This window comes from Acinetobacter sp. C26M, assembly GCF_023702675.1.
Classification (GTDB): Bacteria; Pseudomonadota; Gammaproteobacteria; order Pseudomonadales; family Moraxellaceae; genus Acinetobacter.
On record NZ_CP098478.1, the window covers coordinates 3,272,063 to 3,296,337 of the forward strand.

Annotated in this window: 22 protein-coding genes; 10 read left to right on the forward strand and 12 right to left on the reverse strand. The window is 41.1% G+C overall.

Annotated elements, in window-relative coordinates; all coding sequences use genetic code 11:
- Window positions 1-44: 44 nt before the first annotated feature.
- On the forward strand, window positions 45-281 hold the full coding sequence (locus NDN11_RS14970) for a hypothetical protein (RefSeq protein WP_251110086.1): 237 nt from the start codon (window positions 45-47) through the stop codon (window positions 279-281).
- A 337-nt stretch (window positions 282-618) separates the two neighbouring features.
- Here the strand turns inward: NDN11_RS14970 and NDN11_RS14975 are convergent, their stop codons facing one another.
- Window positions 619-1,056 carry a GNAT family N-acetyltransferase gene (locus NDN11_RS14975; RefSeq protein WP_251110087.1) on the reverse strand — a complete coding sequence of 146 codons (438 nt, stop codon included), beginning with the start codon at window positions 1,054-1,056 and terminating at the stop codon, window positions 619-621.
- A gap of 17 nt (window positions 1,057-1,073) precedes the next feature.
- Window positions 1,074-2,291 (reverse strand): class I SAM-dependent methyltransferase, encoded by a 1,218-nt coding sequence (locus NDN11_RS14980; protein WP_251110088.1) that lies wholly within the window; start codon window positions 2,289-2,291, stop codon window positions 1,074-1,076.
- A gap of 101 nt (window positions 2,292-2,392) precedes the next feature.
- Between NDN11_RS14980 and trhA the strand changes: the two genes are divergently transcribed.
- From trhA to lpxO, 3 genes are all read left to right on the forward strand, one after another.
- Window positions 2,393-3,034 (forward strand): PAQR family membrane homeostasis protein TrhA, encoded by a 642-nt coding sequence (gene trhA, locus NDN11_RS14985; RefSeq protein ID WP_023271383.1) that lies wholly within the window; start codon window positions 2,393-2,395, stop codon window positions 3,032-3,034.
- Window positions 3,035-3,139: 105 nt separating this feature from the next.
- Window positions 3,140-4,450, forward strand: a complete 1,311-nt coding sequence (locus tag NDN11_RS14990) for an MFS transporter (protein ID WP_251110089.1) — start codon at window positions 3,140-3,142, stop codon at window positions 4,448-4,450.
- Window positions 4,451-4,612: 162 nt separating this feature from the next.
- Window positions 4,613-5,518: a lipid A hydroxylase LpxO gene (gene lpxO / locus NDN11_RS14995; RefSeq protein ID WP_167249846.1), complete on the forward strand. Its 906-nt coding sequence runs from the start codon at window positions 4,613-4,615 to the stop codon at window positions 5,516-5,518.
- Between the two features lie 63 nt (window positions 5,519-5,581).
- Here lpxO and NDN11_RS15000 read toward each other — a convergent pair whose 3' ends face one another.
- Together NDN11_RS15000 and secA are read right to left on the reverse strand one after the other, a co-directional pair.
- The gene (locus NDN11_RS15000; RefSeq protein WP_167249848.1) at window positions 5,582-5,986 is read right to left on the reverse strand and encodes a thioredoxin domain-containing protein; all 405 of its coding nucleotides are present in this window, start codon (window positions 5,984-5,986) and stop codon (window positions 5,582-5,584) included.
- Window positions 5,987-6,132: 146 nt separating this feature from the next.
- Complete coding sequence (secA, locus tag NDN11_RS15005) at window positions 6,133-8,856, reverse strand: preprotein translocase subunit SecA (protein ID WP_251110090.1); 2,724 nt, start codon at window positions 8,854-8,856, stop codon at window positions 6,133-6,135.
- A gap of 365 nt (window positions 8,857-9,221) precedes the next feature.
- Between secA and NDN11_RS15010 the strand changes: the two genes are divergently transcribed.
- The 3 genes from NDN11_RS15010 to NDN11_RS15020 all read left to right on the forward strand — a co-directional run bounded on the left by NDN11_RS15010 (window position 9,222) and on the right by NDN11_RS15020 (window position 11,667).
- Window positions 9,222-9,857, forward strand: a complete 636-nt coding sequence (locus tag NDN11_RS15010) for a peroxiredoxin (protein WP_251110091.1) — start codon at window positions 9,222-9,224, stop codon at window positions 9,855-9,857.
- A 410-nt stretch (window positions 9,858-10,267) separates the two neighbouring features.
- The gene (locus NDN11_RS15015) at window positions 10,268-11,077 is read left to right on the forward strand and encodes an MBL fold metallo-hydrolase (protein WP_251110092.1); all 810 of its coding nucleotides are present in this window, start codon (window positions 10,268-10,270) and stop codon (window positions 11,075-11,077) included.
- Window positions 11,078-11,082: 5 nt separating this feature from the next.
- On the forward strand, window positions 11,083-11,667 hold the full coding sequence (locus NDN11_RS15020) for a dual specificity protein phosphatase family protein (protein WP_251110093.1): 585 nt from the start codon (window positions 11,083-11,085) through the stop codon (window positions 11,665-11,667).
- 118 nt (window positions 11,668-11,785) lie between these two features.
- Here the strand turns inward: NDN11_RS15020 and NDN11_RS15025 are convergent, their stop codons facing one another.
- The 5 genes from NDN11_RS15025 to trpA all read right to left on the reverse strand — a co-directional run bounded on the left by NDN11_RS15025 (window position 11,786) and on the right by trpA (window position 16,853).
- Window positions 11,786-12,721 carry a DUF6929 family protein gene (locus NDN11_RS15025; protein WP_251111556.1) on the reverse strand — a complete coding sequence of 312 codons (936 nt, stop codon included), beginning with the start codon at window positions 12,719-12,721 and terminating at the stop codon, window positions 11,786-11,788.
- A 97-nt stretch (window positions 12,722-12,818) separates the two neighbouring features.
- Entirely contained in the window at window positions 12,819-13,883 is a 1,065-nt protein-coding gene (locus tag NDN11_RS15030; RefSeq protein WP_167249857.1) for an SPOR domain-containing protein, read from the reverse strand.
- Window positions 13,874-15,160: a bifunctional tetrahydrofolate synthase/dihydrofolate synthase gene (folC, locus tag NDN11_RS15035; protein ID WP_251110094.1), complete on the reverse strand. Its 1,287-nt coding sequence runs from the start codon at window positions 15,158-15,160 to the stop codon at window positions 13,874-13,876. The genes NDN11_RS15030 and folC overlap by 10 nt, the downstream gene beginning before the upstream one ends.
- On the reverse strand, window positions 15,157-16,053 hold the full coding sequence (accD, locus tag NDN11_RS15040) for an acetyl-CoA carboxylase, carboxyltransferase subunit beta (RefSeq protein ID WP_004802814.1): 897 nt from the start codon (window positions 16,051-16,053) through the stop codon (window positions 15,157-15,159). The genes folC and accD overlap by 4 nt, the downstream gene beginning before the upstream one ends.
- Complete coding sequence (gene trpA, locus NDN11_RS15045; RefSeq protein WP_167249863.1) at window positions 16,050-16,853, reverse strand: tryptophan synthase subunit alpha; 804 nt, start codon at window positions 16,851-16,853, stop codon at window positions 16,050-16,052. Before trpA ends, accD begins: the two co-directional genes overlap by 4 nt.
- Window positions 16,854-17,128: 275 nt before the next feature.
- On the opposite strand from trpA, the gene NDN11_RS15050 reads away from it, so the two are divergent.
- Window positions 17,129-18,460 carry a Na+/H+ antiporter NhaC family protein gene (locus NDN11_RS15050; protein WP_251110095.1) on the forward strand — a complete coding sequence of 444 codons (1,332 nt, stop codon included), beginning with the start codon at window positions 17,129-17,131 and terminating at the stop codon, window positions 18,458-18,460.
- Window positions 18,461-18,744: 284 nt separating this feature from the next.
- Here NDN11_RS15050 and NDN11_RS15055 read toward each other — a convergent pair whose 3' ends face one another.
- Entirely contained in the window at window positions 18,745-19,767 is a 1,023-nt protein-coding gene (locus NDN11_RS15055; protein ID WP_241312100.1) for an AraC family transcriptional regulator, read from the reverse strand.
- A 116-nt stretch (window positions 19,768-19,883) separates the two neighbouring features.
- On the opposite strand from NDN11_RS15055, the gene NDN11_RS15060 reads away from it, so the two are divergent.
- Window positions 19,884-20,759: a metal-dependent hydrolase gene (locus NDN11_RS15060; RefSeq protein WP_016651169.1), complete on the forward strand. Its 876-nt coding sequence runs from the start codon at window positions 19,884-19,886 to the stop codon at window positions 20,757-20,759.
- 69 nt (window positions 20,760-20,828) lie between these two features.
- On the opposite strand, the gene NDN11_RS15065 is transcribed toward NDN11_RS15060, so the two are convergent.
- Complete coding sequence (locus NDN11_RS15065; protein ID WP_251110096.1) at window positions 20,829-21,158, reverse strand: hypothetical protein; 330 nt, start codon at window positions 21,156-21,158, stop codon at window positions 20,829-20,831.
- A gap of 94 nt (window positions 21,159-21,252) precedes the next feature.
- Window positions 21,253-22,248, reverse strand: coding sequence for a DUF2804 domain-containing protein (locus NDN11_RS15070; protein WP_251110097.1), 996 nt, complete (start codon window positions 22,246-22,248; stop codon window positions 21,253-21,255).
- Window positions 22,249-22,462: 214 nt separating this feature from the next.
- On the opposite strand from NDN11_RS15070, the gene NDN11_RS15075 reads away from it, so the two are divergent.
- Window positions 22,463-24,241: a bifunctional metallophosphatase/5'-nucleotidase gene (locus tag NDN11_RS15075; RefSeq protein WP_502801323.1), complete on the forward strand. Its 1,779-nt coding sequence runs from the start codon at window positions 22,463-22,465 to the stop codon at window positions 24,239-24,241.
- Window positions 24,242-24,275: the final 34 nt, after the last annotated feature.

Here is a 24,275-nt window from a genome sequence, read left to right on the forward strand (position 1 = left end):
GGCGCAGAATCTAGTTTTGTTTTTTGTTATTTTTGGAATTTATTATGAATAATCAACCATCCCCAAAAAAAGATTCAAATGAAGAAACGGTATTGGGATGGAAATTTGTCATCATTGTTGGTGTGCTCAGCACGATTTTTTTAAGCTTTTTCTATTTAGCCATGACCCAAGAACCTGATTATATGCCAGGCGCGCAACGTAAAGCGCAACAACAGGAACATGCTCAAAATAGCTCTTCAGCGAGTTCTGAAGTGGCTACCCAAACTCAGCAGCAGCCATAAGCCTTATTTATCCTACTTTCGCTCAACAAAAAATAGGATACTCGGAAAAGTCATCAGCAAGTTGAGCAAGCCAAAGCGACTAAAGCTTTGGTGAAGCGCAAGACAACAATTTGTATAGTCTATACTCAAGCATAGCTTTCGCCTTGCGGTGCGGCAAAGATAATAAATCTTTGCTATTAGCACCTCAGGTTTTGCCTACTTTTCCCAAAATGAGAAACAACGTTTCGTAAGGTAGGTCGAGCCGAAGGCTAATCTTGAAATTGAATGAGAAGTCATCAAGACACCGTCAAGTACTTTCTTTTCAACAAATTGACTCAATATTTAAACCAAATTTAGGTTATTTACATTGCACTTGTTCAATCATTGACATAATCATCTCAATATGTGGAATTCCACACTCATCATATTCATCCCCTTGCACCACAAAACCAAGCTGCTGATAAAATGACATCGCATGGACTTGTGAAGACAAATGCAGGAATGCACGTCCCTGCTGCTTCGCAAAGGCAATAATATCCAGCATAATCATTTGACCAAGCCCTTGCCCCCGATAAGCCTTAAGCACAGCAACTCGCCCAACGCTATTATTTTGCAATAATCGTGCTGTCGCAATCGGCTGATCCTGATCATAGATGACAAAGTGTTGTGAGATCGCATCTTGCTCATCCCACTCGTCCGCTTCAGCAATACCTTGTTCCTGAATAAAAACCAATGTTCGGATCAATTTCGCATCATGCTGTAATTGATCCCAATTTCCCTGTTTGATTTGGTACATCGTTTTCTCTGTTTTAATTAACACTTACAACCGATATTCTCGACTGGCATCTGATCTTGTAATAATAATTCCAAACTCTGTTTCTCAATGCCATACATGACTTTTAACGCTTGAATCTGTTGCATGATTTTGGCATCAGGTTGTTGAATATCCTTTCGTTTCGTCGCCAAAATCATTTTATTCTTACTGGTATGCTCCAAAGACACAAACTCAAAAACTTTAGTTTCATAACCATAGGCTTTAAGCAGTAACGCACGTAAAGTATCGGTCAGCATTTCAGCCTGTTGTCCTGCATGAATGCCAAATTGCAACATCGGCTGTAACACCTCTGGACTTTGTAGCTGTGGACGGAGTTCCTTATGGCAACACGGTGCACACATAATCATGGATGCATTCAGACGAATGCCGGTATGAATAGCAAAGTCAGTGGCGATATCACAGGCATGCAATGCAATCATCACATCTAATTTTTCTGGCTGATAACTACGCACATCCCCTTCAAAGAAATCCAGATGACTAAAACCCGTTTGATCAGCAACATTTTGGCAAAATTCAACCAGATTCGAACGCAATTCAACGCCCGTAATTAACGGTGTTTTATGCTGTGCCTGTAAATAGTCATATAAAGCAAAAGTTAGATAGCCTTTGCCTGAGCCAAAATCGACAATATTCAATTCTTGTTGTGATGCATCAATCTGTTCATAGGCATGTGAAAAGATTTCAATAAATTTATTAATCTGCTTCCACTTACGCGCCATACTTGGAACGATTTGCCCTTTTTCATCAGTAATACCGAGATGCTTTAAAAATGGGCTCTGCTGTTGTACATAACGCTGCTTTTCACGATTGTGCTGCTGTTGCCCTACTTTATCGGTCGATGCCTGTTTCTTCTGAGTGTTCAATATGGCTTTCTTTTTATTTTTCTTCAGTTGAACGTCTTGTTCAGTGCTAAATAGATTGGCTTGCTTAGACAGACTCAATAACTCAGCAATCTTTTCCAAACCTTCGGCAATACTATAGTTTTTAGTGATGTCTTGTGTGGTGTGATGATATAAACAAGACAAGCTTGCCTGTCCCTGTAGTTCAATCACACGGAATGTCATTTTTTCTAGTTGCGCCATTTCGCCTTTGTACTGACTTAAAATCAGGCGATCAAAGCTATTATTTTCAATAGATTGCTGGATATCCAAGAAAAACTGCTGTTCTTGTTCAAAAGAAAAATTCGGCGCAAACATAATGAAAACCTGACAAATAGAAACTAAATTTTAAAGCGTCTTACTTTAAAAGGGAAATTGCATTACGATACAGTTGTATTTTTATGCAACCAGATCGCTTGATGAACACAAACACATTACTGGACTATGACCCCAAAGAAGAATTGATTAACGCCTATAGTCATGGGGCTGGCGCAGTACTGGCTTTAATTGCCTCAATTTTTTTGATCATCAAAGGCTATGGCCTGCCTTTAGGGCAATGGATCAGTTTATGGGTCTATGGCTTTAGCTTGGTACTATTGCTCAGTAGTTCCATGCTGTATCACTTTGCCCAAGATGAACGTAAACGCTATTGGTATAAAAAACTGGATCATACCGCGATTTACTATCTGATTGCAGGCACCTATACCCCTTTTCTCAGTATTGCCATTCCAACTGCCAAGGCACATTATTTATTGATTGCTTTATGGGCCATTGCCCTGATCGGTACTTTGTTCAAACTGGTATTCATTCATCGCTTCCAAAAACTTTCTTTAGCCGCTTATTTAGTCATGGGCTGGCTCGCTGTTTTGGTGATGGATGATATGCAACGTTATCTGTCTAAAGAAGCGGTACAACTGCTAATTGCTGGTGGGTTGGCTTATACCATCGGCACATTGTTTTATGCCTTAAAAAAGGTAAGATATACCCACGCAATTTGGCATGTTTTTGTGCTATTAGGCGCAGGATTACACTTTTTGGCAATCTACTGTTATGTATTATAAGTCCATATATAGCATTAAGTTTTCGAAGTAAAACTGCACATTCAAAAGGAATTTTTCAAGACAACCGCTATTCTGTTTCTTGAATGAATAACATGAAGGTCTTGTATGTCGTCAAGCACTACGACTGCCACCCCAGAAGTGGCCAGCAATTCAAAAGCGCGAGTATTATTTGCCAGCCTTGTCGGTACGACAATTGAGTTTTTCGACTTTTATATCTATGCCACAGCAGCAGTACTCATTTTTCCACACTTATTTTTCCCTGAAAGTAGCGATGGTGCTGCGGTGCTTAAGTCACTCGCGACCTTTGCGATTGCTTTTATCGCCCGACCGATTGGCGCAGCAATTTTTGGACATCTCGGTGACCGAATCGGACGCAAGGCCACGTTAGTTGCTGCCTTGCTGACCATGGGGATTTCAACAGTGTGTATTGGTCTGTTACCGACCTATGCACAAATTGGTCTAGCAGCACCACTATTGCTTGCCTTATGTCGTTTAGGCCAAGGTTTAGGTTTAGGTGGTGAATGGAGCGGTGCAGTACTGCTTGCTACTGAGAATGCACCAGAGGGTAAACGCGCTTGGTATGGTATGTTTCCTCAACTCGGTGCACCAATCGGTTTCATCCTTGCAACAGGCTCATTCTTGCTACTCAATGCCTTTATGTCTGAACAAGCATTTATGACATGGGGTTGGCGTATTCCATTTATTGCCAGTGCTGTGTTGGTTTTAGTTGGTTTATACATCCGTTTAAAACTGCATGAAACCCCTGCTTTCCAAAAAGTATTAAACAAGCAAAAAGAAGTGAATGTACCGTTTAAAGAGGTCATGACCAAGCATTTACCAATGTTGGTGCTTGGGACAATTGCAGCCATCTGTACTTTCGTGGTGTTCTATCTCACCACCGTATTTGCCTTGAACTGGGGTACCACCAAGCTCGGCTATGCCCGTGGTGAATTCTTAGTATTACAGCTCATCGCGACCTTATGTTTTGCAGCCTTTATTCCACTCTCAGCAATTTTTGCAGAGAAGTTTGGTCGTAAAAATACGTCGATTGCAGTATGTATTCTTTCTGCACTATTTGGATTGTGTTTCGCACCGCTATTAGGTTCAGGTAGTCCAATTCTGGTATTCCTGTTCTTATGTATCGGTCTTTCGATTATGGGCTTAACCTATGGCCCAATTGGTACGGTACTGTCTGAAATCTTCCCCACCTCAGTTCGCTATACTGGCTCAGCACTGACTTTTAACCTAGCTGGTATTTTTGGTGCATCCTTTGCGCCTTATATCGCCACCAAGCTCGCAGAAAGTTATGGCTTAGGCGCAGTTGGTTTATATTTAAGTCTGGCTTCCATTTTATCGTTGATCGCATTTTTAATGATTCGCGAAACCAAACATGATGATGTAAATAACCAGATCTAATCATTATTTTTCAGATGATCTGTGAAAAATACACGCTCAGATCATCTGAAATACCATTCAATTGCATAGTTTTTATCTTATAAAGTTGCTTTTACAACTGCATTCTTCCAAATATTTTTTATGCTAAAATAGCCGCCTTCATTTTTTTTAGACGATTGTGTTATGTACGCAGTGATTATCGTTGCCGTATTTTTAATCAGCTTTTTATATACCTATTTTCGGGGCAAAGAACGATTAAAAGCATCTCGACAATTATTTGACCATTCGACATTTTTAGCGCCCGTGAACATGTTCATGACTGGTTTTTCTAAATTGCCGAACCAACCCTTCTTTGATGTGGCACAGTTTCCAGAACTGAAGCCCTTACAAGACAATTGGCAAGTGATTCGAGAAGAAGCAATTCAACTGCAAAACCAAATTAAAGCGTCTGAAAAAAATAATGATGCTGGCTTTAATACTTTCTTTAAACGTGGGTGGAAACGTTTTTATCTAAAATGGTATCAAGACAGCCATCCTTCAGCACAGCAACTCTGCCCAAAAACAGTGGCTCTGTTGGAAAGCATTCCTTCAGTCAAAGCAGCGATGTTTACCGAACTACCATCAGGTAGTTATCTGGGTAAACACCGTGATCCTTATGCTGGTTCTGTTCGTTATCACTTAGGTCTGGTCACGCCAAATAGTGATGATTGCTTTATTGAAGTCGATCAAGAGCGTTATAGCTGGAGAGATGGTGAGGCAACCGTTTTTGATGAAACCTTTGTGCATTGGGCTGAAAACAAAACTGAGGAAACCCGTATCATCTTATTCTGTGATATTGAACGTCCAATGAAATGGGGCTGGGCACAAAAGTTGAATTATTGGTTTGGTCGTAATGTCATGTCTGCGGCAAGCTCACCGAATGATGATCAAGACAAAACTGGTTTTATTAACCGTATTTTCAAATATGGTTATGCCGTCCACCATTATGGTCGTGGCTTAAAAGAGCGTAATCGCCCACTCTACTATGTATCCAAGTGGTTACTATTTGCCATCCTGATTGGTTTAATTTTATTACCAAGTTTTTTATAAAAATATTCTTCCATAAAAAAGAGATGCAATTGCATCTCTTTTTTATTTTTAAACAAATCGTAATTAATTTGCTTTTGCTGTCTGTGTACTAGCCGTTTGTGCTGCCGCAGCATTCGCAGCCTGAACAGCAGTTTCACCGATTAAAGCAATCTTCGCTTTCTCTTGGCTTTGTGCTGACAATGCAGGGTTTGATGCCACAATACGGTTAATATTTGCTGAGTTTGCAGGTGCGATTGCTGCAGTTTGCAATACGATTGGGCGATTGCCTGTATCACCTAAGGTATAGCGAATGCCAGTACGCGGACTAATAACTGTAGTTACTTCACGTTTTATTTGAGCTTCTGCAGTAGTGGTACCTTTTGCTGCCAAAACTTTATCCACAGTCGTGGTTTGTGGGGCATCATCTGCAAATGCAAAACCAGATACCGCCGCACTTGCCAAAATTAAAAGTTGTAATGGTTTTTTCATTGTCTTCCCGCTTTTAAGGCGCACTCAATCAAGATCTATAAGTCCAATAATGAAACTACAAAGTGTGCTTGTACTCAAGTAAATTCTCGTAAAAAAGCAGAGACAAATGCTCTGCTTTTTTATTTTAGGTTCGTCTAGGTCAAAACTTAGATTTTACCGTGACATTGCTTGTACTTTAGACCTGAACCACACGGACAAGGTGCATTACGACTTTCTGGAACTGGGAATGTATGATCAGCAATTTCTTCAGAAGCGGTTACTTCACCGGTTAGGCCATCAACATCATCATGTTCAAAAGAAAGGCGCATTGATTCAGCCTGACGTTGTTGCTGAGCTTCAAGTTCAACCAACTCTTCTGCCGTTGGTACATGAACACGAGATAAATCAGTCACCACATCTGACTTAATCACACCCAACATATTTACAAATAAGTTGAATGCTTCTTTCTTGTATTCTTGCTCAGGATTCTTCTGTGCATAGCCACGTAAATGAATCCCTTGACGTAGATAATCCATCGCAGCCAAATGATCTTTCCAATGGCGATCAAGTGAGTTCAACATAAAGTGACGTTCAAGCATTGCTGCTGATTCATCACCCATTTGTTCACGGCGTTGACGATAACGTGCAATTACCTCATCAGTAATACGTGCAATCAAACCTTCTTCATCTAAACGACGATCTTGGTCTAACCATTGCTGTACAGGCAGGTCAATGCCTAAATCTGTATGCAAAGCGTTTTCTAGACCGTTAATATCCCACTGATCGTGAACCGACTCTGGTGGAATAAAGTCCGCAATTAAGCCCTTCACCACTTCTTGATGCATTTCTTCAATGTAATCTTGTAAAGTGCTTTCAGCCAATACTTCATCACGTTGCGAGTAAATGATCTTACGTTGTTCGTTGTTAACATCGTCATACTTCAATAAGTTCTTACGAATATCAAAGTTACGTGCTTCAACTTTACGCTGTGCATTCTCGATTGAACGACTGACCATTTTGTGTTCAATGGCTTCACTTTCTTGTAAGCCCATTGCACGCATCATAGCAACCACACGATCACCCGCGAAGATACGCATCAAATCATCTTCAAGTGACAAATAGAAACGAGATACACCAGGGTCACCCTGACGACCAGCACGACCACGCAGCTGGTTATCAATACGACGTGATTCATGACGTTCAGAACCAATGATATGTAAACCACCAGAACTTAAAACATCTTCGTGATCTTTTTCCCACTGTGCCTGTAAACGCGCTTCATCTTCTGGCGTTGAATTTTCAATTTTGGCAAGCTTGGCTTTCCAGTTACCACCCAGCAAAATATCCGTACCACGACCCGCCATGTTTGTCGCAATCGTCACAGCATTTGGACTACCCGCTTGAGCAATAATATCCGCTTCGCGTTCATGCTGTTTTGCGTTCAAGACTTCGTGATGAATACCCGCTTGTAACAACTTAGAAGACAAGATTTCACTTGCTTCAATGGTCGCTGTACCAATCAAGATCGGTGCAACACCCTGCTGACGAATATTGGTAATTTCTTCGATAATCGCAGTGTATTTACCATTACGGTTTAAATAGATTAAATCGTTATGATCTTTACGAACCATTGGACGATGTGTCGGAATAATCACAACGTCTAAGCCATAAATCTCTTTCATTTCCGCAGCTTCTGTATCGGCAGTACCGGTCATACCTGAAAGCTTTTTATATAGACGGAAATAGTTCTGGAAAGTTGTTGTTGCAAGTGTTTGGTTTTCAGGTTGAATTTCCATGTTTTCTTTGGCTTCAACCGCTTGATGCAAACCTTCTGACCAACGACGACCTGGCATTGTACGACCAGTACTTTCATCCACAATAATGACTTCTTCTTTCTGAGTCTGTGGATTAACACCGATGATGTAGTGCACGTTCTTTTGATAGAGATAATGTGCACGAATCGCTGCAGTCACATGGTGAACCAAATTCAGGTTGGTTGCTGAATACAGGCTTTCACCCTCAGCCAACAAGCCCATTTCAATCAGATTTTGCTCAACTGTTTCATAACCAACTTCAGTCATTTCCACTGAACGTTGTTTCTCATCCACCCAAAAATGTCCGCCATCAGCCACTTTTTCTTCTTTCTGTGGACGAAGTGTTGGAGGAATATTATTAATGAGCTGATAAAGATGAGATGAATCTTCACTTTGACCAGAAATGATCAATGGCGTACGCGCCTCATCAATTAAAATTGAGTCAACTTCATCAATGATGGCATAGCTTAAACCACGCTGTTTTTTCTCTTGTAGAGAAAACACCATATTGTCGCGTAGATAGTCGAAACCGAACTCATTGTTGGTCCCGTAAGTAATATCGGCAGTATACGCTTGTGCTTTTTCATCTGGCATTTGCATGGAGTAAATCACACCAATGCTCAAGCCTAAGAATTCAAATAGTGGACGGTTTAACTCAGCATCACGTTGCGCCAAGTAATCATTCACTGTAATCACGTGAACACCTTGACCACTTAATGCATTAAGGTAACAAGCCAAAGTACCCATCAGGGTTTTACCTTCACCTGTACGCATCTCAGCAATTTTACCTTCATGTAAGGTAATACCACCGATGAGCTGCACATCATAGTGACGCATACCCATGACACGTTTTGCAGCTTCACGACAAACAGCAAAAGCTTCTGGTAATAATTTATCTAAACTTTCACCATTATTAAAACGTTGTTTGAATTCTGGAGTTTTTGCAGAGAGGTCTGCATCGTTAAGAGCAGATATCGTCGGTTCAAGCGCATTGATTTGTTCAACAATTTTACGCATGCGTTTGAGCTCACGCTCATTTTTTGTACCGAAGATACCTCCGATCAGACTTGCCAACATGAATAAACTCTCTAATCCTGTTTGTTATAAGGTTTGTCAATTTCAACAAACCCTAGGTCGGTTAATTTTTTCTTAGCTGTTATTATGGAGTCAGAAATTAGAACTACAAGTGCTTTGCATTCAAACAGGCAAAAAAATCTGCGAGGCGATTCTGACGTCACATCACTAAAGATGCGTTAATGTAGCAAATTTGCATTTAACTTACATCGATTTGAATGTGAATTTCTGATCATTTTTTTAGCATCGCTACTTATGCATATCTCAAAAACTCATAATAAAATGAAAAAACAATCTTTTTATTTATAAGGAGAATACTGCATATTGAATACAGACAGAAAACATAAAGAATGTATAGAGGACTGATCATGACATTACGTTTAGGCGACATCGCCCCAAATTTCCAACAACAATCAAGCCAAGGTGATATTGATTTTTATGGCTTTTTAGGGGATAGCTGGGGGATTCTTTTTTCCCATCCAGCGGACTACACCCCGGTCTGTACCACGGAACTTGGCTATACCGCAAAGCTAAAAGATGAGTTTGATAAGCGTGGTGTGAAAGCCATTGCACTTTCTGTGGACGATGTTGAATCACATCAAGGTTGGATTCAAGACATCAACGAAACACAGAATACTACTGTTAATTTTCCAATCATTGCCGACAAAGACCGTAAAGTTTCTGAGCTGTATGAGTTTATTCATCCAAATGCCAGTGAGACCTTAACAGTGCGTTCATTGGTAATTATTGACCCGAACAAAAAAGTTCGCTTGATTATTACCTACCCAGCATCAACAGGTCGTAATTTTAATGAAGTACTCCGTGTAGTCGACTCACTGCAACTAACCGACAAGCATAAAGTGGCAACCCCTGCCAACTGGCAACATGGTGAAGATGTGGTCATTGTACCGTCCTTGAAAGATGAGGAAGAAATCAAACAACGCTTCCCGAAAGGCTACAAGGCAGTCAAACCTTATTTACGATTGACCCCACAGCCTGAGTGAGGATCAAACGAGCAACGCTCGTTCCGAAACGCAAGATGAGCAGCTATGCTGTGAATTAAGGGATTGAAGCCGATTAAAGGCTTCAAGCGAAGTGCAAGACAAACGAAGTGCGTAGCAATAAAGACGAGCAACGCTCGTTCCTGAGAAGCGACTAAAGCTTCGCAAGAAGATGAACAGCTATGCTGTGAATTAAAAGATTGAAGCCGATTAAAGGCTTCAAGCAAAGTGCAAGACAAACGAAGTGCGTAGCAATAAAGACGAGCAACGCTCGTTCCTGAAAAGATTGAAGAACAAACATCAAGCCTATCCATTTGATAGGCTTTTTTATGTGCAATTGAAATTTGTTTTGGTATTCCTGAATCAATAGGTTATAAGAATAATTCGATCCGCCACACAATAAAAACAGCACCATGATCTACAATATCCACCATCTGCACTGTGGAAGCTTCTGCCCTGTTTGTGCCCCTTTATTTGGACAAAAAGGCTGGAAAGCACACCTCGTTTGTCATTGCCTATTGATTGAAACTGATCGTGGTTTAGTCTTAATTGACACAGGTCTGGGGCTTCAAGATTATTTACATACCGAACAACGTTTAGGCCGTTTGCTCAAACAATTCGGTTCAATTGTACCGAATTTAAAATTAACTGCCATTCAACAAATACAGCAACTCGGTTTTAACCCGAGTGACGTAAAACATATTTTTGTGACCCATCTAGATTTTGACCATGCGGGTGGAATTTCTGATTTCCCAAATGCTACCGTACATCTCTTAGCTGCGGAATTTAATGCTACCCAATCACTCACAACAAAAGGCAAACTACGCTATAAGACAGAACAATTTAAACAACATCGTCATTGGAGCTTTGCTGAACATAACAATGGAGAGCCATGGTTCAACCTCCAAAAAGTCAAAGGATTACCTCTATTTCAAGATGAAATTCTGATGATTCCACTGATTGGGCATACCGCTGGACACTGTGGGATTGCAATTAAAAAGGCAGATGGATGGGTTCTATTCTGTGGTGATGCCTATTACACCCATTTGGAACTCAATCCGAAAAATAAACTCAGAGCCCTGGACCTCACCGAACGATTACTCGCGGAAGAGAACCAACTGCGTTTGCAAAACCTGAAACAGTTACAATATCTAGCTCAACATGAACCAAGCATTGAGTTAATTTGTGCGCACGATCCAGTCGAATTCAATCGTTATCAGTAAAGCATATGAAAAAAACACTCATTACCGTTGCTCTTGTTTCAACATTAACACTTGGTGGGTGCATGAAACACCCAAGTTTGGATGATGAACAACGCCCAAAAAATTGGGGAACACTCATTTCTCATACGCATAATTTTTATCAAATTAGCAATGATGTATTTCGTAGTGATCAGCCCAGCAATGAGCTCATTCCAAGCCTAAAACAATATAATATTGATACGGTCATCAATCTCAGAGCCAGAAATGAAGATGCCAAAGTTTTAAAAGATCAACCTTTTAATCTAGTGCATATTCCGATTTATACATGGGCCATCAATCGTCAAGACCTATTGCAGACCATGCAAGCGATTCAAACAGCTAAACAAAACAATCATAAAATTTTAGTACATTGTTATCATGGCTCAGATCGTACCGGAGCAACCATTGCCATGTATCGGATTATTTTTGAAAACTGGTCGACTGAAGATGCAGTTAAAGAAATGAAACAGGGGGGCTATGGCTTCCATGTGATCTGGAAAAACATTGATCACTTATTTACGCCTGAAAATGTAAAATGGATTCAACAACAACTGTCGAATCCATCTAGTTAAAACATTGATTTTTGAGATGAAGCTCTATCTACTTAGCAGATAGAGCTTGCCTGAAATGGTCAACCAGCCTGCAAACTACGACTGTTTAAAATTGCATGATCAACAGACCGAGCTCCCCCTAATCTCCCGACTTGGCAAAAGCAGAACTGTTTAGCAGTACTTTCAAAATTTCAGAATCACCGCCATCACTATCCGTAACCAATAAAAAAACTTCACCATCAGGTCTCGATTCTAACCAAGTAATTCCTTCAACTTTAATCGGTAGCGTTTTTCCTTCCACATCCTGAATCAGATGACTAGACAAAGCGTTCCCATCTGGCGTGAACACTAAAATAAAACTACCCAGCACATCCCCATCGTCATAGGTATTTAAGGTTTGCTCAACCGCTGCCGTGGCAACAATTAGATTTTTATCCACAAAAAAATAGGCATCAGAAATCCCACTTGCAGCACCCTCAATCTCAGGCAAATTGAGATTAAGCGAGTTGATAAGCGCACTTTCTAACGGTTCTCCTGCTTGAATTTTGACTAAATCAAAGACTAAAACACCATGATGGCGATTAATGTTGCCACGTTGAAAAATGTAGAGATGACGATGATCCGAACATACAGCTTCTATATTCAGTTCAGCTCCACCCGTTAATTCGACACTGTCTTCTAAAAAGTGATAATCGATCGCATCCAGAAAAATGCTAATTTGATTGTTAAATGGATTATAAAGTAATGCTTGTTTCCGATTTTCGGTAGAACCTGATCCCATCACCAGTAGTTGCTGTTGCCCATCCAGGCTTATGCAACTTAGTGCTTCAAAATCAGGTTTTTTTGCTTTGCTCAATGCAACAAGTGGTATTTGTTCGGACGGTTCAGATAAGGGAACTTTTTCAAAAACTGTTGCACTGACCATTTTATTGTTTCGATTAGTTTTTAATAAATAACGGACATCGTCACCAACAAAATAGAGATCTTCCCCAACACAAGCAACACCAGAGAGTGCACTAACAACAGAATCATGCTCAAAAACAAATTGTTCTAATATTCTGATCGTTGTATTCATCATCTCATCAGTCCCCTATTGTAATTTTAATGGAACACGCACAGCCCCAATAAAGCCTGTGACGTGTTCCTGATTTGATTAGAGGATGATTAGATATTTATCGCTGGTCAAGCGGAACCCAATCAATCACCCAAGCTGATTTCATATTTAAGCTTTCATCCGTTGTAATTTTCTTACGGGTTGCATCAGCTACATCGCGGTCTTTGGCTGGACCAACCATAATACGAATCCCTTTAGACGTCGGACTAGTGGTCACTTTATAACCTTTGGCACGCAACTTAGAAACAACGGCATCTGCATTGGCTTGGTTCGCAGCTAAGGCTACTTGTACCATCCATTTTTTATCACCATTTTCCATCAGATCACGCGCTTTTTCAGCTTCGGCTTTCTTATCGGCTTCAGCTTTACGCTTTTCTTCTGCTGCTTTCTTATCCGCATCAGCTTTACGTTTATCTTCAGCGGCTTTCTTATCAGCTTCGGCTTTACGCTTATCTTCTGCTGCTTTCTTGTCAGCTTCGGCTTTACGCTTATCTTCAGCTGCTTTCTTGTCAGCTTCGGCTTTACGCTTGTCTTCTGCTGCTTTCTTATCCGCATCAGCTTTACGTTTATCTTCCGCTAACTTCTTTTCAGCATCAGACTTCTGTTGATCTGTTTTTTGCTGCTCAGCACGCTTCTTTTCATCGGCTTTACGCTTTTCTTCAGCAAGACGCTGTGCCTTGGCTTTTTCGTCTTCAACTAATTCGGGTGGAATATTATCCGAGCTTTCCTGAGCTGCAGTACGACGTGCATTAATCGCTGCATATTCTTCTGCAGCTTTACGTGCTGCTGCTGCTTCGGCCTGTTGCTGCATCTTTAAGAATTCAGCTGCACGTGCTTCTTGTTCAGCCACTGCTTTTTCACGTGATCGACGCTGTTCTTCCAGTAAACGCTTTTCTGTTTCCACATCGACAGCCAATGGTTGTAATGACACCATTTCGCTGTCTTGAGCTGGCTGTGCCGTTTTCGGTTTAGACTCAGTTTTGGGAATCGGATGAGTAACTGGAGCTTGCGTGTGATCTTGCTCAATTTCATCATTGCCCTTTAACAGCAATGCAGCTAATAAAACACCACCACCGAGTAGAACAACGCCGCCCATCCAACGTTGTTTGTTATTCATCGACATTCTTCTAAATACTCCCAGACCGCTTCTAAAGTATGAAACGAACCACAGACTAAAATCAGCTGATTGTTATTACTTTGTTTCAGCACAGTTTCAAACGCTTGCTGGATACTGCCGAACTCGTATACCTGTTGCCCTTGCAATGCATCATGTATCTGTTGCACTGGTGCGGCTCTAGGCACATCTAAATTAGCAATAAACCAATCTTTTACTGTTGTTTTTAGTAAATCAGTGACCGATGGAATGTCTTTATCGGCCAGCATTGAAAATACTGCAACAACATCTGTGTACTGTTTATTGTATTTTAAGAATTTTCGCAACTGCTTCAATAAAAATTCGACGCCATGCGCATTATGCCCAGCATCAAAAATCACGGTTTTATCTTGGATTTGTCGTATTTCAAAACGACCTTGTAAACGTGCTTGTTGGATACCTGTTGCAATCGCTGCTTGCGAAACCTCAATACCACTCGCCAATACAGCGGCAACTGCGGTAGAAATATTGTCGAGTGCTAGCTGTCCAACAGGAAGCTGTAAGGTTGTGCCAGAAGAAGCAAATGACCAAGTTTGGCCATCATCATTGAACTGGTAAAAATAATCCCGATTCAAGGCATATAGCTGCGCTTGGGTTTCAACCACTTTATCTTGAATGGCTTGCGGCAATTGTTGCTGACCAGCAAACACTACTGGAATATTCGGACGAATAATCCCTGCTTTTTCAAATGCGATTTTTTCTACGGTGTCACCGAGCCAATCTATATGATCTAAACCAATATTGGTAATCACAGCAATATCAGGATCAATCACATTGACCACATCAAGACGACCGCCTAGACCGACTTCAAGTACCCAAACATCACATTGTTGTTGTTTAAAAATCAAAAAAGCAGCCAATGTGGTTGCTTCAAAAAAAGACAAACTCAAACCACATTCACGTCGGGCTTGATCCACCAAAACAAAAGCATCAACCAGACTTTGATCATCAACCTCCGTACCTGCCAATTTAACGCGTTCATTAAAACGATAAATATGCGGTGATTGATACAGACCAACCTTATAGCCTTGCGCATTTAAAATCGCAGCCAAAGTTGTGGTGGTTGAACCTTTACCATTGGTTCCAGCGACAGTAAATACCTTCGCTTGAGGTCGCATCACATCCAGTTTTTCAGCAACAGGAATGACACGTTCTAAACCTAAATCAATGCCTGTAACATGAACATGGCCCCAATAATCGAGCCATGTTGTTAGTGTATCTGTTGAATGTGGTGCAAGTGGTTTCAAGGTAAATTCATCAGCTTAGCGACAAGTCGGTATACAGTATCACGTAATGCATGACGATGAACAATTTGATCGACCACACCATGATCAAGCAAATATTCTGCACGTTGGAACGGCTCTTCCAGTTTTTCACGAACCGTCTGTTCAATCACACGTTTACCAGCAAAGCCAATCATGGCTTTCGGTTCAGCAATATGTACATCGCCAAGCATCGCCAATGATGCCGTTACACCACCGTATACAGGATGGGTTAATACCACCAAGTATGGAACACGTGCTTCTTTCATTTTCTGGATTGCAGCCGCAGTACGCGCCATCTGCATCAAAGACAACATGCCTTCCTGCATACGTGCACCGCCAGAAGCAGCAAAACAGATCATCGGTTGGTGCAATGCGATTGCACGTTCAGCGGCCTGCACAAAACGGTCACCAACGACTGTACCCATTGAACCCGCCATAAAATCAAACTCAAAGGCACACGCAATCAGATCTAGGCCTTTCAACGACCCCTGCATCACCACAAGTGCTTCGGTTTCATCTGTTTTGTCTTGTGCTTCACGAATACGATCTGGATAAGGTCTGCTATCTACAAATTTTAATGGATCTTTGGGATTAAATTCCTGACCTAACTCACCATTGACTTGATCAAAGAACCAGTTCAAACGATCACGCGCACGCATATGTAAGTGCTCATCACACTGAGGACAGACATAAGCATTAAATGACATTGCAGTACGTGTTACCAGCGCATGACACTCAGGACATTCAATCGTAGGCTCAGTAAAGGTCGCTTTAAATATCTGTTGTTGATCTGCAACCTGAATACCAGGGACATGACGCTCAGTCCAAGGTGTTGAAGGGTTAAGAACCTTCCCTGATGTTAACTCTTGACTCATACTAACTCATCGAGCGCAGCTCGAAGCTCCTTCACTTTATTCACCGTCTGTTGCGCAGCTTCATCCGCTGGCAATGTCGCAAAAGATTTAACGAAAGCACTTCCTACAATCACGGCATCGGCAACTTGACCCATTGCTTTTGCAGACGCAGCATCACTAATCCCGAAGCCAACGCCTACTGGCACATTGGTTTTAGACTTAATTTTTGCAATACGCTCTGCTGCTTCAGAGGTATCTAAAGTTGCTGCACCTGTCACACCTTTGAGGGACACATAGTAAACAAAGCCGCTCGCCTGATTGACCACATGTTGGATACGTTGGTCTGTTGAAGTAGGTGCAAGCAAGAAGATCTGATCCATTCCATTCTGTTTAAGAACTTCACCTAATTGCTTAGACTCTTCTGGTGGTAAGTCCACCAAAAGTACCCCATCAACACCACAGTCTTTCGCATAAGCAACAAACTTTTCATAACCAATGACTTCGACAGGATTTAAATATCCCATCAATACCACTGGTGTCGTTTGGTCTTTTTCACGAAAGGCTTTCACCATATCCAATGCATCTAAGGTATTGGTTCCACCTGCCAAAGCACGCTCTGCGGCTAAAGCAATCACAGGGCCATCTGCCATCGGGTCAGAGAATGGTAGACCCAGTTCAATGACATCGACACCTGCTTCAACCATTTGGTGAAGCAATGGAACGGTTACCTGTGGATGCGGGTCACCTGCCATAACATAAGAAACAAGCGCTTTACGTTGCTGAGATTTAAGCTGTTCAAAACGAGTGGCAAGACGTGACATAGGATTATGCTTTCCTGATTTATATAAATTAAGGAGTTGTTTGTAGTCATACAAAAACACTGCATTGTAACGCTATTTTTTGTTCATTGAACAGAGTTTGACGTGATTGCGACAGTGAATCTTGCTACTTACAACAGCCTTGCTACATTTATCTATATTTTGAGTTTTTTCTCAATGATCAAAGCTTCCTAATTTTGGGCTTATCGCATAGCATTTTAGAAATCAGCCAAGCTCCTTTATACTAGCCGCAATTTTTAAGTTTTCTTTTTATTTTTATGTCTGCCCACTCTCAGGAAAAAGTACAAAGCAATGCCCTTGCTTTGCTACCGCTATTGGTATTTTTGATCATCTTTCTCGGGAGTGGTGTCTATCATTCAATAATTGGGACAGAATTTGCCTTCTATCAAGTCAAAGCACCTGTTGCAGCCATTCCAGCCGTGATTTTGGCTTTGTTGTTATATAAACAAAAACTAAATGCAGCAATTGAAGAATTTTTGCAAGGTGCCAGTCACCCCAATCTGATTCTGATGTTTATGGTATTTATGCTGGCAGGTGCTTTTGCCAGTGTCTCCAGTGCCATTGGCAGTGTCGATGCAACGGTACAGTTAGGGCTTTCGCTTATTTCACCAGAATTTGTCTTACCCATGCTGTTTATCATTGCCGCGTTTATTGCAACAGCAATGGGAACATCAATGGGCACCATTGCCGCCTGTGCCCCAATCGCCTTTGGTTTTGCCCAAGCCACTGATATTGCAACTGTCTATGCCATTGGTGCCGTAGTCGGTGGCGCGATGTTTGGCGACAATTTATCCATGATCTCAGATACTACCATTGCTGCAACTCGTAGCCAAAATGTTGAGCTTAGAGATAAGTTTAGAGTCAATGTCTGGATTGCACTCCCTGCGGCCATTATTACCTTATTGGTCTATATCTCGATGAGCCATGAGGCGGAAGCGATTCAATCAACACCTTATGATCTCTGGCTGATTTTGCCTTATCTGGCTGTGTTTTTCCTCGCTTTTACCCGCCTACATGTCCTAGCAGTGCTGATGATTGGGGTGATTTTATCAGGGCTAATGGGTCTAATTGAAAAGCCAGATTTTGATATCCTCAAACTGAATAGTGCGATTTATGATGGCTTTGTCGGCATGTTTGAGGTGGCATTACTTTCCATGTTGCTTGGTGGACTATCTACTTTGATGCAGAAAGAAGGTGGTTTACAATGGTTGATCCAACGTATTTACGCCATTACACGCCTCTTCAAATTCGGTAAACAACGTGCTGGTGAATTAGGCATTAGTTTTCTCGTGGTATTCTCGAATCTCTTTGTCGCCAATAACACCGTGGCAATTATTTTATCTGGCGATATGGCACGTGAAGTGGCAAGAGAATATGGGGTTGATCCTAAGCGCAGTGCGGCTTTGCTTGATATTTTCTCGTGCGTGGTTCAAGGGATTATCCCCTACGGCGCGCAATTACTGTTGGCCTGTTCGATTGCCAAACTCTCTCCAGTCGAGTTGATTGGCAATATTTATTATTGCTGGATCCTTGCAATTTGCGCAGTCCTCGCAATTGTCTTTAATTATCCACGTTTAAAAGTGCGCTAGGACATTTCTATCTATTTCTCTCTTTATAATATTTTTATAGCTAAATCAATACTATGGATCTTTAAATAAGTTCACATTACCGTCATAAGCTGTGAAGTATTGGAAACGTTCGCTCTAGGTAATACCTTACTTTTCAAGGATGAAAAGTAAGCAAAAATCCTCTGTTGGACTGACGGTACATCCTTGTTACCGCAGTCCAACAAGGCGGCATCCATGCCGCCTGTCTCGAATGTAAATACAGAATACTCATCCAATAAGAAATAAGAGATTTTTCTTATTCCCAACTAAAGAGACTTTAAAAACTGTTTGGGAGTAACTCCTGTCCAACGCTTAAATGCCCGTCCAAACGCACTCTGATCGGCATAATTCAACCGCTCCGCAATCTCAGAAAAAGATTTACCTTGCTGCAAATACAGCTTGCTTTGCTCCAAACGATATTGATCCAGCACATCCTGAAAATTTAGCTCATAGGCTTTAAGCTGACGTTGTAGCGTTCGTTCCGAACAATGCAAACGCTTTGCCACATAACTTTGCAACACCTCTTCCTGCTGCAATAAACCTTGCTCGATAAAGCCATGTATTTTTTGACGAAATTGCTGCTGTTGGATTTCAAAAGAACTCACGCTATTCAATGAATGCTGTGCTTGAGTGGATAACACTTGATTCAGTTGCAGATCGGCAGCAATACTTTTTGCCTTTAAAATTTGATTGGAAAAACGAATCGCATACTGCCCCTGCTGAATCTGAATCGGACAACCATAGAATTTTTCAAAATGATAAAGCGCTGTATGCGGTGCATAACCAAATTGAATCATCTGCGGTGGCACTAAAGCATCCTGCACGATCGATTGTGAAATTTTAAAGATCAAGGCCAGATTGAGCTCATACATTTCTCGATAATCGCTATAGGATGCACTCCAAACAATTTGAATATATTCAGAAAATTGCTGCACATCGAGTTGTTCTAAATTGGTTTGCTTAAATACTAGCGAATAATAGCGTTGTAATAATTGAAGTGCTTGTTGTAGATCAATACTGGTCGATGCCAAATAGCCCATCAAACCCAAATCTTGCAAATTGGCATGCTCGGCCAACACCAAAGTAATCGGACGAGTAAAGTGTGCTTGAGCAGCCTGTAATAACAAGGCGTAGCGTTCGACATCAAAGTCACGCTCATCGGGGTTTTCCAGACAGGCTTGAAAGGCTTGCCAAAGTTCAGGTGCAACAACTTTAGACAAATCAATTTGTTCCTGTTGCAAAACACGATTAAACAAACGCAAATATCCAATGATTATTTTAACTGACATGGGTCAATCTCATCCTGAGCTGTCGTTATTTGTATAAAACTTGGCTGTAACTGTCAAAACATTTCATCGGACTTTTTCCATACTGAGTTCATGAAGAAAAACAAGGAATAGTCAAGATGAATGCACATGTTTCCTATCAAGTTGATCCTGTTGTCAGAACCAAATTGGACTTCCACCTCGACCAAGCGCCGCGCTTCTGGTTTGGGGGTGATCCGTTCCGTACTCGTATGTTTGATGCTTTAAGCCTCACCTTCCCTGATGGCGAACGTTACTTTATTGAATGTGTCCGTTTATTCCGTGACAAAATTGATGATCCAGACTTGCAGGAACGTGTTGCTGATTTTATCCGTCAGGAAGCACAACATGGTATTGCCCATGACAAAATGAACCAAGTCATGAAAGATCAAGGAATGCCTGTAGATCAGTTCACAACGCGTTTAAAGAAAATTTTTAGATTTGAACTCAAGAATCGCTCACCACAATACAACATTGCCATGACCGCAGCAGCCGAGCATTTAACTGCGCTGATGGCGGATACTTTCTATAGCAAAAAAGCAACTTTGGCGGAAGCTGATCCCTTTGTACGTGCGCTTTTTGCTTGGCATGCGATTGAAGAAATGGAGCATCGCGATGTCGCCTTTGATGTAATGCGTGAAGTCGGTGAAGTGCCAGAAGCAACCCGTCGCTTTGCCTTGGTGTTCACCACAGTGATGATGTTTGGCTTTACCTTGTATCGTACTGATGTGATGCTCAAAACCGATGGTTTTAATTTAAGACAACGTTTTGATATGGCACGTAAAGGTTTGCCTTGGTTCTTTGGTCGTAACGGGATTTTAACAGCGAAAAGAGCACAATATAGCGACTGGTTTAAAAAGGATTTCCATCCAAATCAACATCCGGTTATTCGCCAGTATGATGTCTGGATTGATACTTTAGCCAAAACCAATGATCCAATTGCGGCAGGTGAAGCGTTCTGGCAAGCTGGGCTTTAAAAATATATATTTTAAATCTCCTTATACTTAATTAAAGGTATAAGGAGTTAAGTATATAAAGATAAATTTTTACTTAAAAATATTCTTAGTTTTTTCTAAATAGTCTAGATTTTCCTTATTTCTATGTTGAATTGCATTATCTAGTCTATCTACCACACAGCCACCCCATTGCTTAAATTTAGCTTTAGGAATAGATTCGTTTTCTGCTATTCCCATTTCAGCCATACATTCCTTTCTATAAAAGTGATCTAAATTTAGTAATAAATCTGAATTAGCTTCAGATTCAGTATTCACAACTGCAATTTTTTTGCCATCTTCAATATAATAATCAACTTTGGTTCTTGAACACCAAGTTCCAGCTTGATTGCAATTCTCATAATCCATTAGAGCAGATTGCATAGGTTGTTCAGCTAATACATGAAGAGATGCTACTAGTAATAGTATAAAAAAAACTCTATTCATTTTATGCGTAAAAACCTCTAAATTTTACATATCACCACTTCGCATAATGCTGTTCTAATAAACCATATTGCTGATCCAACGCCACCAGCTCGACCTGTTCATGTGCAATGGTGCCACTGACCTTCGCCTGCCATTGATTAAACTGACTACCGATCAACCGTAAATTAATATTTTCAAAACGGCACCAGCCTGTTTCGACAACCAAATTCAAACATCCGCCCAATGAACGAATCGACCACGTCGTTTCATTTTGCTGTTCAAATAAAACATCCGTCAGTGGATACAAACGACCATTCACCCACAAGGCATTTTCATTACCAAAACTTTCATTGACTCCCGATGCAAGATTCAACCCAATCCGACGGTCCTGTGCATCACGGAACTGGCAAGACAACCAGAACCAAGCTGTTTCAGGACGCAAAAAGCCACAGGTATCATCCAAAGCTGCAAGGCTCTGCGCATTAAATTCAATCTGTTGTCGATCTGGGCTGATAAAGAATCCCTCAACCGCCAATGTGGTTTGCTTCTGGGTATAAGTCCAACCATTAATCCCCGTCGGGCTACACAAACTTAAAGCATCCGTGCCCGCACAAAAAATTCGGGCTTTCAGTTGTACTTCACCATGTTTGGTCACTTGGATATAGCGCACCCCATTGGCATGTTGCATATCGAATTGATAAGCCGATTTTTTAAAATGACTTTGACTAAATAAAGGTTGTTCATCCAATTGAGTCTTTAAAGCCAATGGCTGAATCGCATTCCACTCAATCACTTTCTCTGACTGATGGTCGTAGACATAGAAAAAACCATGCCCTGCCCAAGATAAATCAACAATTGCGACCCCAATGCTGTAATGCTCATGCTGCAAACCACAGAATTTAAATTTTTTATATTTAAGCTGTTTGCGCCAACCTGTTAACACCTGACCATAAGGTGTTTTATAAATATAGTCATCCAAGTTAATGCGCGAAGGTACTTGCTCAAAACGCCCATAACGCGGTTGACCATTGGCTTGTATCAAATCCATTTTCTATTCCATGATTGCTGAGTCGCATCTACGCCCATAATAGACTGTAAGTGATCAAATTTACTACTATTTTTATGTTGGAAAATTCTAATTACCACATATTTTTTCCAGCAATTTTAAAATTCTGAACAATACTTTTTAGCTCACTATTTCATCAAATATTCATACAGAAGTTTTATTTTAAAAACAATCTTATACCACCCGATCAAAAACCATGATGACTCATAGACTATTAAAAGCAAACGTACTCTGTCTCATGATGCTGGCTTTAACAGCTTGTAATGACAATGATGATAATAACGAAACGCCAACAGTTGAACGCAAAAATCAGAATATCAACATCCTTGCGTTTAACGACTTTCACGGTAATTTAGAACCACCAAAACGTTTTATTGAAGCAGATGATCCCAGTGATAACAGTAAAACCGTACGCATTCCTGTTGGTGGCGTCAGTTATTTTGCCGATGCCATTAAAAAGCTACGTGCTCAATACCCCAATAATGCGGTGGTTTCAGCGGGTGACTTAATTAGCGCTTCCCCACTCACTTCATCGCTGTTCTTGGATGAACCCACCATTGAAGCCATGAATGACATTCAGATTGATTTCAATGCGGTTGGTAATCATGAATTTGACCGCGGGACAGATGAATTACGTCGTTTGCAAAATGGTGGCTGTCAACAATATACCAGTGCAAAGCCCTGCCAAATCAATACCAAATTTGAGGGTGCAAAATTCAATTTCTTGGCCGCCAATGTTTCAATGAAGAATGATTCCAAGAAAACCCTATTCCCTGCTTATAAAGTCAAAAGCTATGGTGGCATTCCTGTTGCCTTTATTGGCATGACCCTGAAAGCGACACCAAGTATTGTCTCAGCTGCTGGTATTAAAGATGTTAACTTTAATGATGAAGCGGATACGGTCAATGCCCTAATTCCTGAGTTAAAAAAACAAGGAATCGAAGCGATTGTCGTGGTAGTGCATGAAGGTGTGGCACCAAGTACCAAATTTAATAAGAAAACTTGTGATGGTCTCAGTGGTCCATTACTCGGTATCCTCGATCGTTTAGACCCAGCGGTTGATGTAGTCGTTTCAGGTCATACCCATCAATCTTATATCTGTGATTATGCCACCAAGAATCCACAAAAACCGTTTTTACTTACTTCTGCGGGTCAATACGGCACAGCCATTACCAACATTCAGTTAGAACTAGATGGCAAAACAGGTAATGTGATTAAAAAAGATGCCAAGCAAGTTCCGATTCAAAGTGAAGCCTATAGCTCTGGCACAACCACGGTAGGCTTGACCAATCTATATGAAAAATTCAATAAGACGCCAAGCATCGAGGCAATTCTGGATAAATATCGCCAAGCCGTCACAACCATTTCAGCCCGTGTGGTCGGTACAGCCAATGGTGTCATTAATCGTAATGCCACCGAAAGCGGTGAAAGCCCACTTGGTAATTTGATTGCCGATGCGCAACAAGCCATGGCATTAACAGCAAGTAATCAAGGCTCTGACTTTACTTTGATGAATCCAGGCGGTGTTCGTGCCGATTTATTGGTAAATAGCAGCAATCAGATCACCTTTGGTGATGTCTTTACGGTACAGCCTTTTGGTAATTCGATCGTGACTCTTAGTCTGACAGGCAAGCAGATTCGTGATGTGTTAGAACAGCAATGGTCAGGTGCAAACACAGCCACAGTTCGTATCTTACAGCCATCTAAAGAGTTCAGTTATTCGTATAAGAAAGATACATCGGCTTCTCCACGCGCCAGCAATATCTTAGTTGCAGGACAAGCACTCGTGGATAGTAAGGTTTACCGCGTGACGGTGAACAGTTTCCTTGCCGATGGCGGTGATAACTTCACGGTATTAAAAGAAGGTAAAAATCCAGTCGGTGGCGGACAAGATATCGATGCATTAGAAAAATATGTGGCGCAGCATTCTCTACTGACGGCACCTAAAACAGATCGAATCAAAGTACTTCATTAACCGCATACGCAATAAAAAAATAGGGAAGCAATTG

Excerpts from the sequence above, each read along its gene's own strand:
- NDN11_RS14970 (WP_251110086.1), top strand. The coding sequence starts at position 45 with ATGAATAATCAACCATCCCCAAAAAAAGATTCAAATGAAGAAACGGTA.
- NDN11_RS14975 (WP_251110087.1), bottom strand. The coding sequence starts at position 1,056 with ATGTACCAAATCAAACAGGGAAATTGGGATCAATTACAGCATGATGCG.
- NDN11_RS14980 (WP_251110088.1), bottom strand. The coding sequence starts at position 2,291 with ATGTTTGCGCCGAATTTTTCTTTTGAACAAGAACAGCAGTTTTTCTTG.
- trhA (WP_023271383.1), top strand. The coding sequence starts at position 2,393 with ATGAACACAAACACATTACTGGACTATGACCCCAAAGAAGAATTGATT.
- NDN11_RS14990 (WP_251110089.1), top strand. The coding sequence starts at position 3,140 with ATGTCGTCAAGCACTACGACTGCCACCCCAGAAGTGGCCAGCAATTCA.
- lpxO (WP_167249846.1), top strand. The coding sequence starts at position 4,613 with ATGTACGCAGTGATTATCGTTGCCGTATTTTTAATCAGCTTTTTATAT.
- NDN11_RS15000 (WP_167249848.1), bottom strand. The coding sequence starts at position 5,986 with ATGAAAAAACCATTACAACTTTTAATTTTGGCAAGTGCGGCGGTATCT.
- secA (WP_251110090.1), bottom strand. The coding sequence starts at position 8,856 with ATGTTGGCAAGTCTGATCGGAGGTATCTTCGGTACAAAAAATGAGCGT.
- NDN11_RS15010 (WP_251110091.1), top strand. The coding sequence starts at position 9,222 with ATGACATTACGTTTAGGCGACATCGCCCCAAATTTCCAACAACAATCA.
- NDN11_RS15015 (WP_251110092.1), top strand. The coding sequence starts at position 10,268 with ATGATCTACAATATCCACCATCTGCACTGTGGAAGCTTCTGCCCTGTT.
- NDN11_RS15020 (WP_251110093.1), top strand. The coding sequence starts at position 11,083 with ATGAAAAAAACACTCATTACCGTTGCTCTTGTTTCAACATTAACACTT.
- NDN11_RS15025 (WP_251111556.1), bottom strand. The coding sequence starts at position 12,721 with ATGAATACAACGATCAGAATATTAGAACAATTTGTTTTTGAGCATGAT.
- NDN11_RS15030 (WP_167249857.1), bottom strand. The coding sequence starts at position 13,883 with ATGTCGATGAATAACAAACAACGTTGGATGGGCGGCGTTGTTCTACTC.
- accD (WP_004802814.1), bottom strand. The coding sequence starts at position 16,053 with ATGAGTCAAGAGTTAACATCAGGGAAGGTTCTTAACCCTTCAACACCT.
- trpA (WP_167249863.1), bottom strand. The coding sequence starts at position 16,853 with ATGTCACGTCTTGCCACTCGTTTTGAACAGCTTAAATCTCAGCAACGT.
- NDN11_RS15050 (WP_251110095.1), top strand. The coding sequence starts at position 17,129 with ATGTCTGCCCACTCTCAGGAAAAAGTACAAAGCAATGCCCTTGCTTTG.
- NDN11_RS15055 (WP_241312100.1), bottom strand. The coding sequence starts at position 19,767 with ATGTCAGTTAAAATAATCATTGGATATTTGCGTTTGTTTAATCGTGTT.
- NDN11_RS15060 (WP_016651169.1), top strand. The coding sequence starts at position 19,884 with ATGAATGCACATGTTTCCTATCAAGTTGATCCTGTTGTCAGAACCAAA.
- NDN11_RS15065 (WP_251110096.1), bottom strand. The coding sequence starts at position 21,158 with ATGCAATCTGCTCTAATGGATTATGAGAATTGCAATCAAGCTGGAACT.
- NDN11_RS15070 (WP_251110097.1), bottom strand. The coding sequence starts at position 22,248 with ATGGATTTGATACAAGCCAATGGTCAACCGCGTTATGGGCGTTTTGAG.
- NDN11_RS15075 (WP_502801323.1), top strand. The coding sequence starts at position 22,463 with ATGATGACTCATAGACTATTAAAAGCAAACGTACTCTGTCTCATGATG.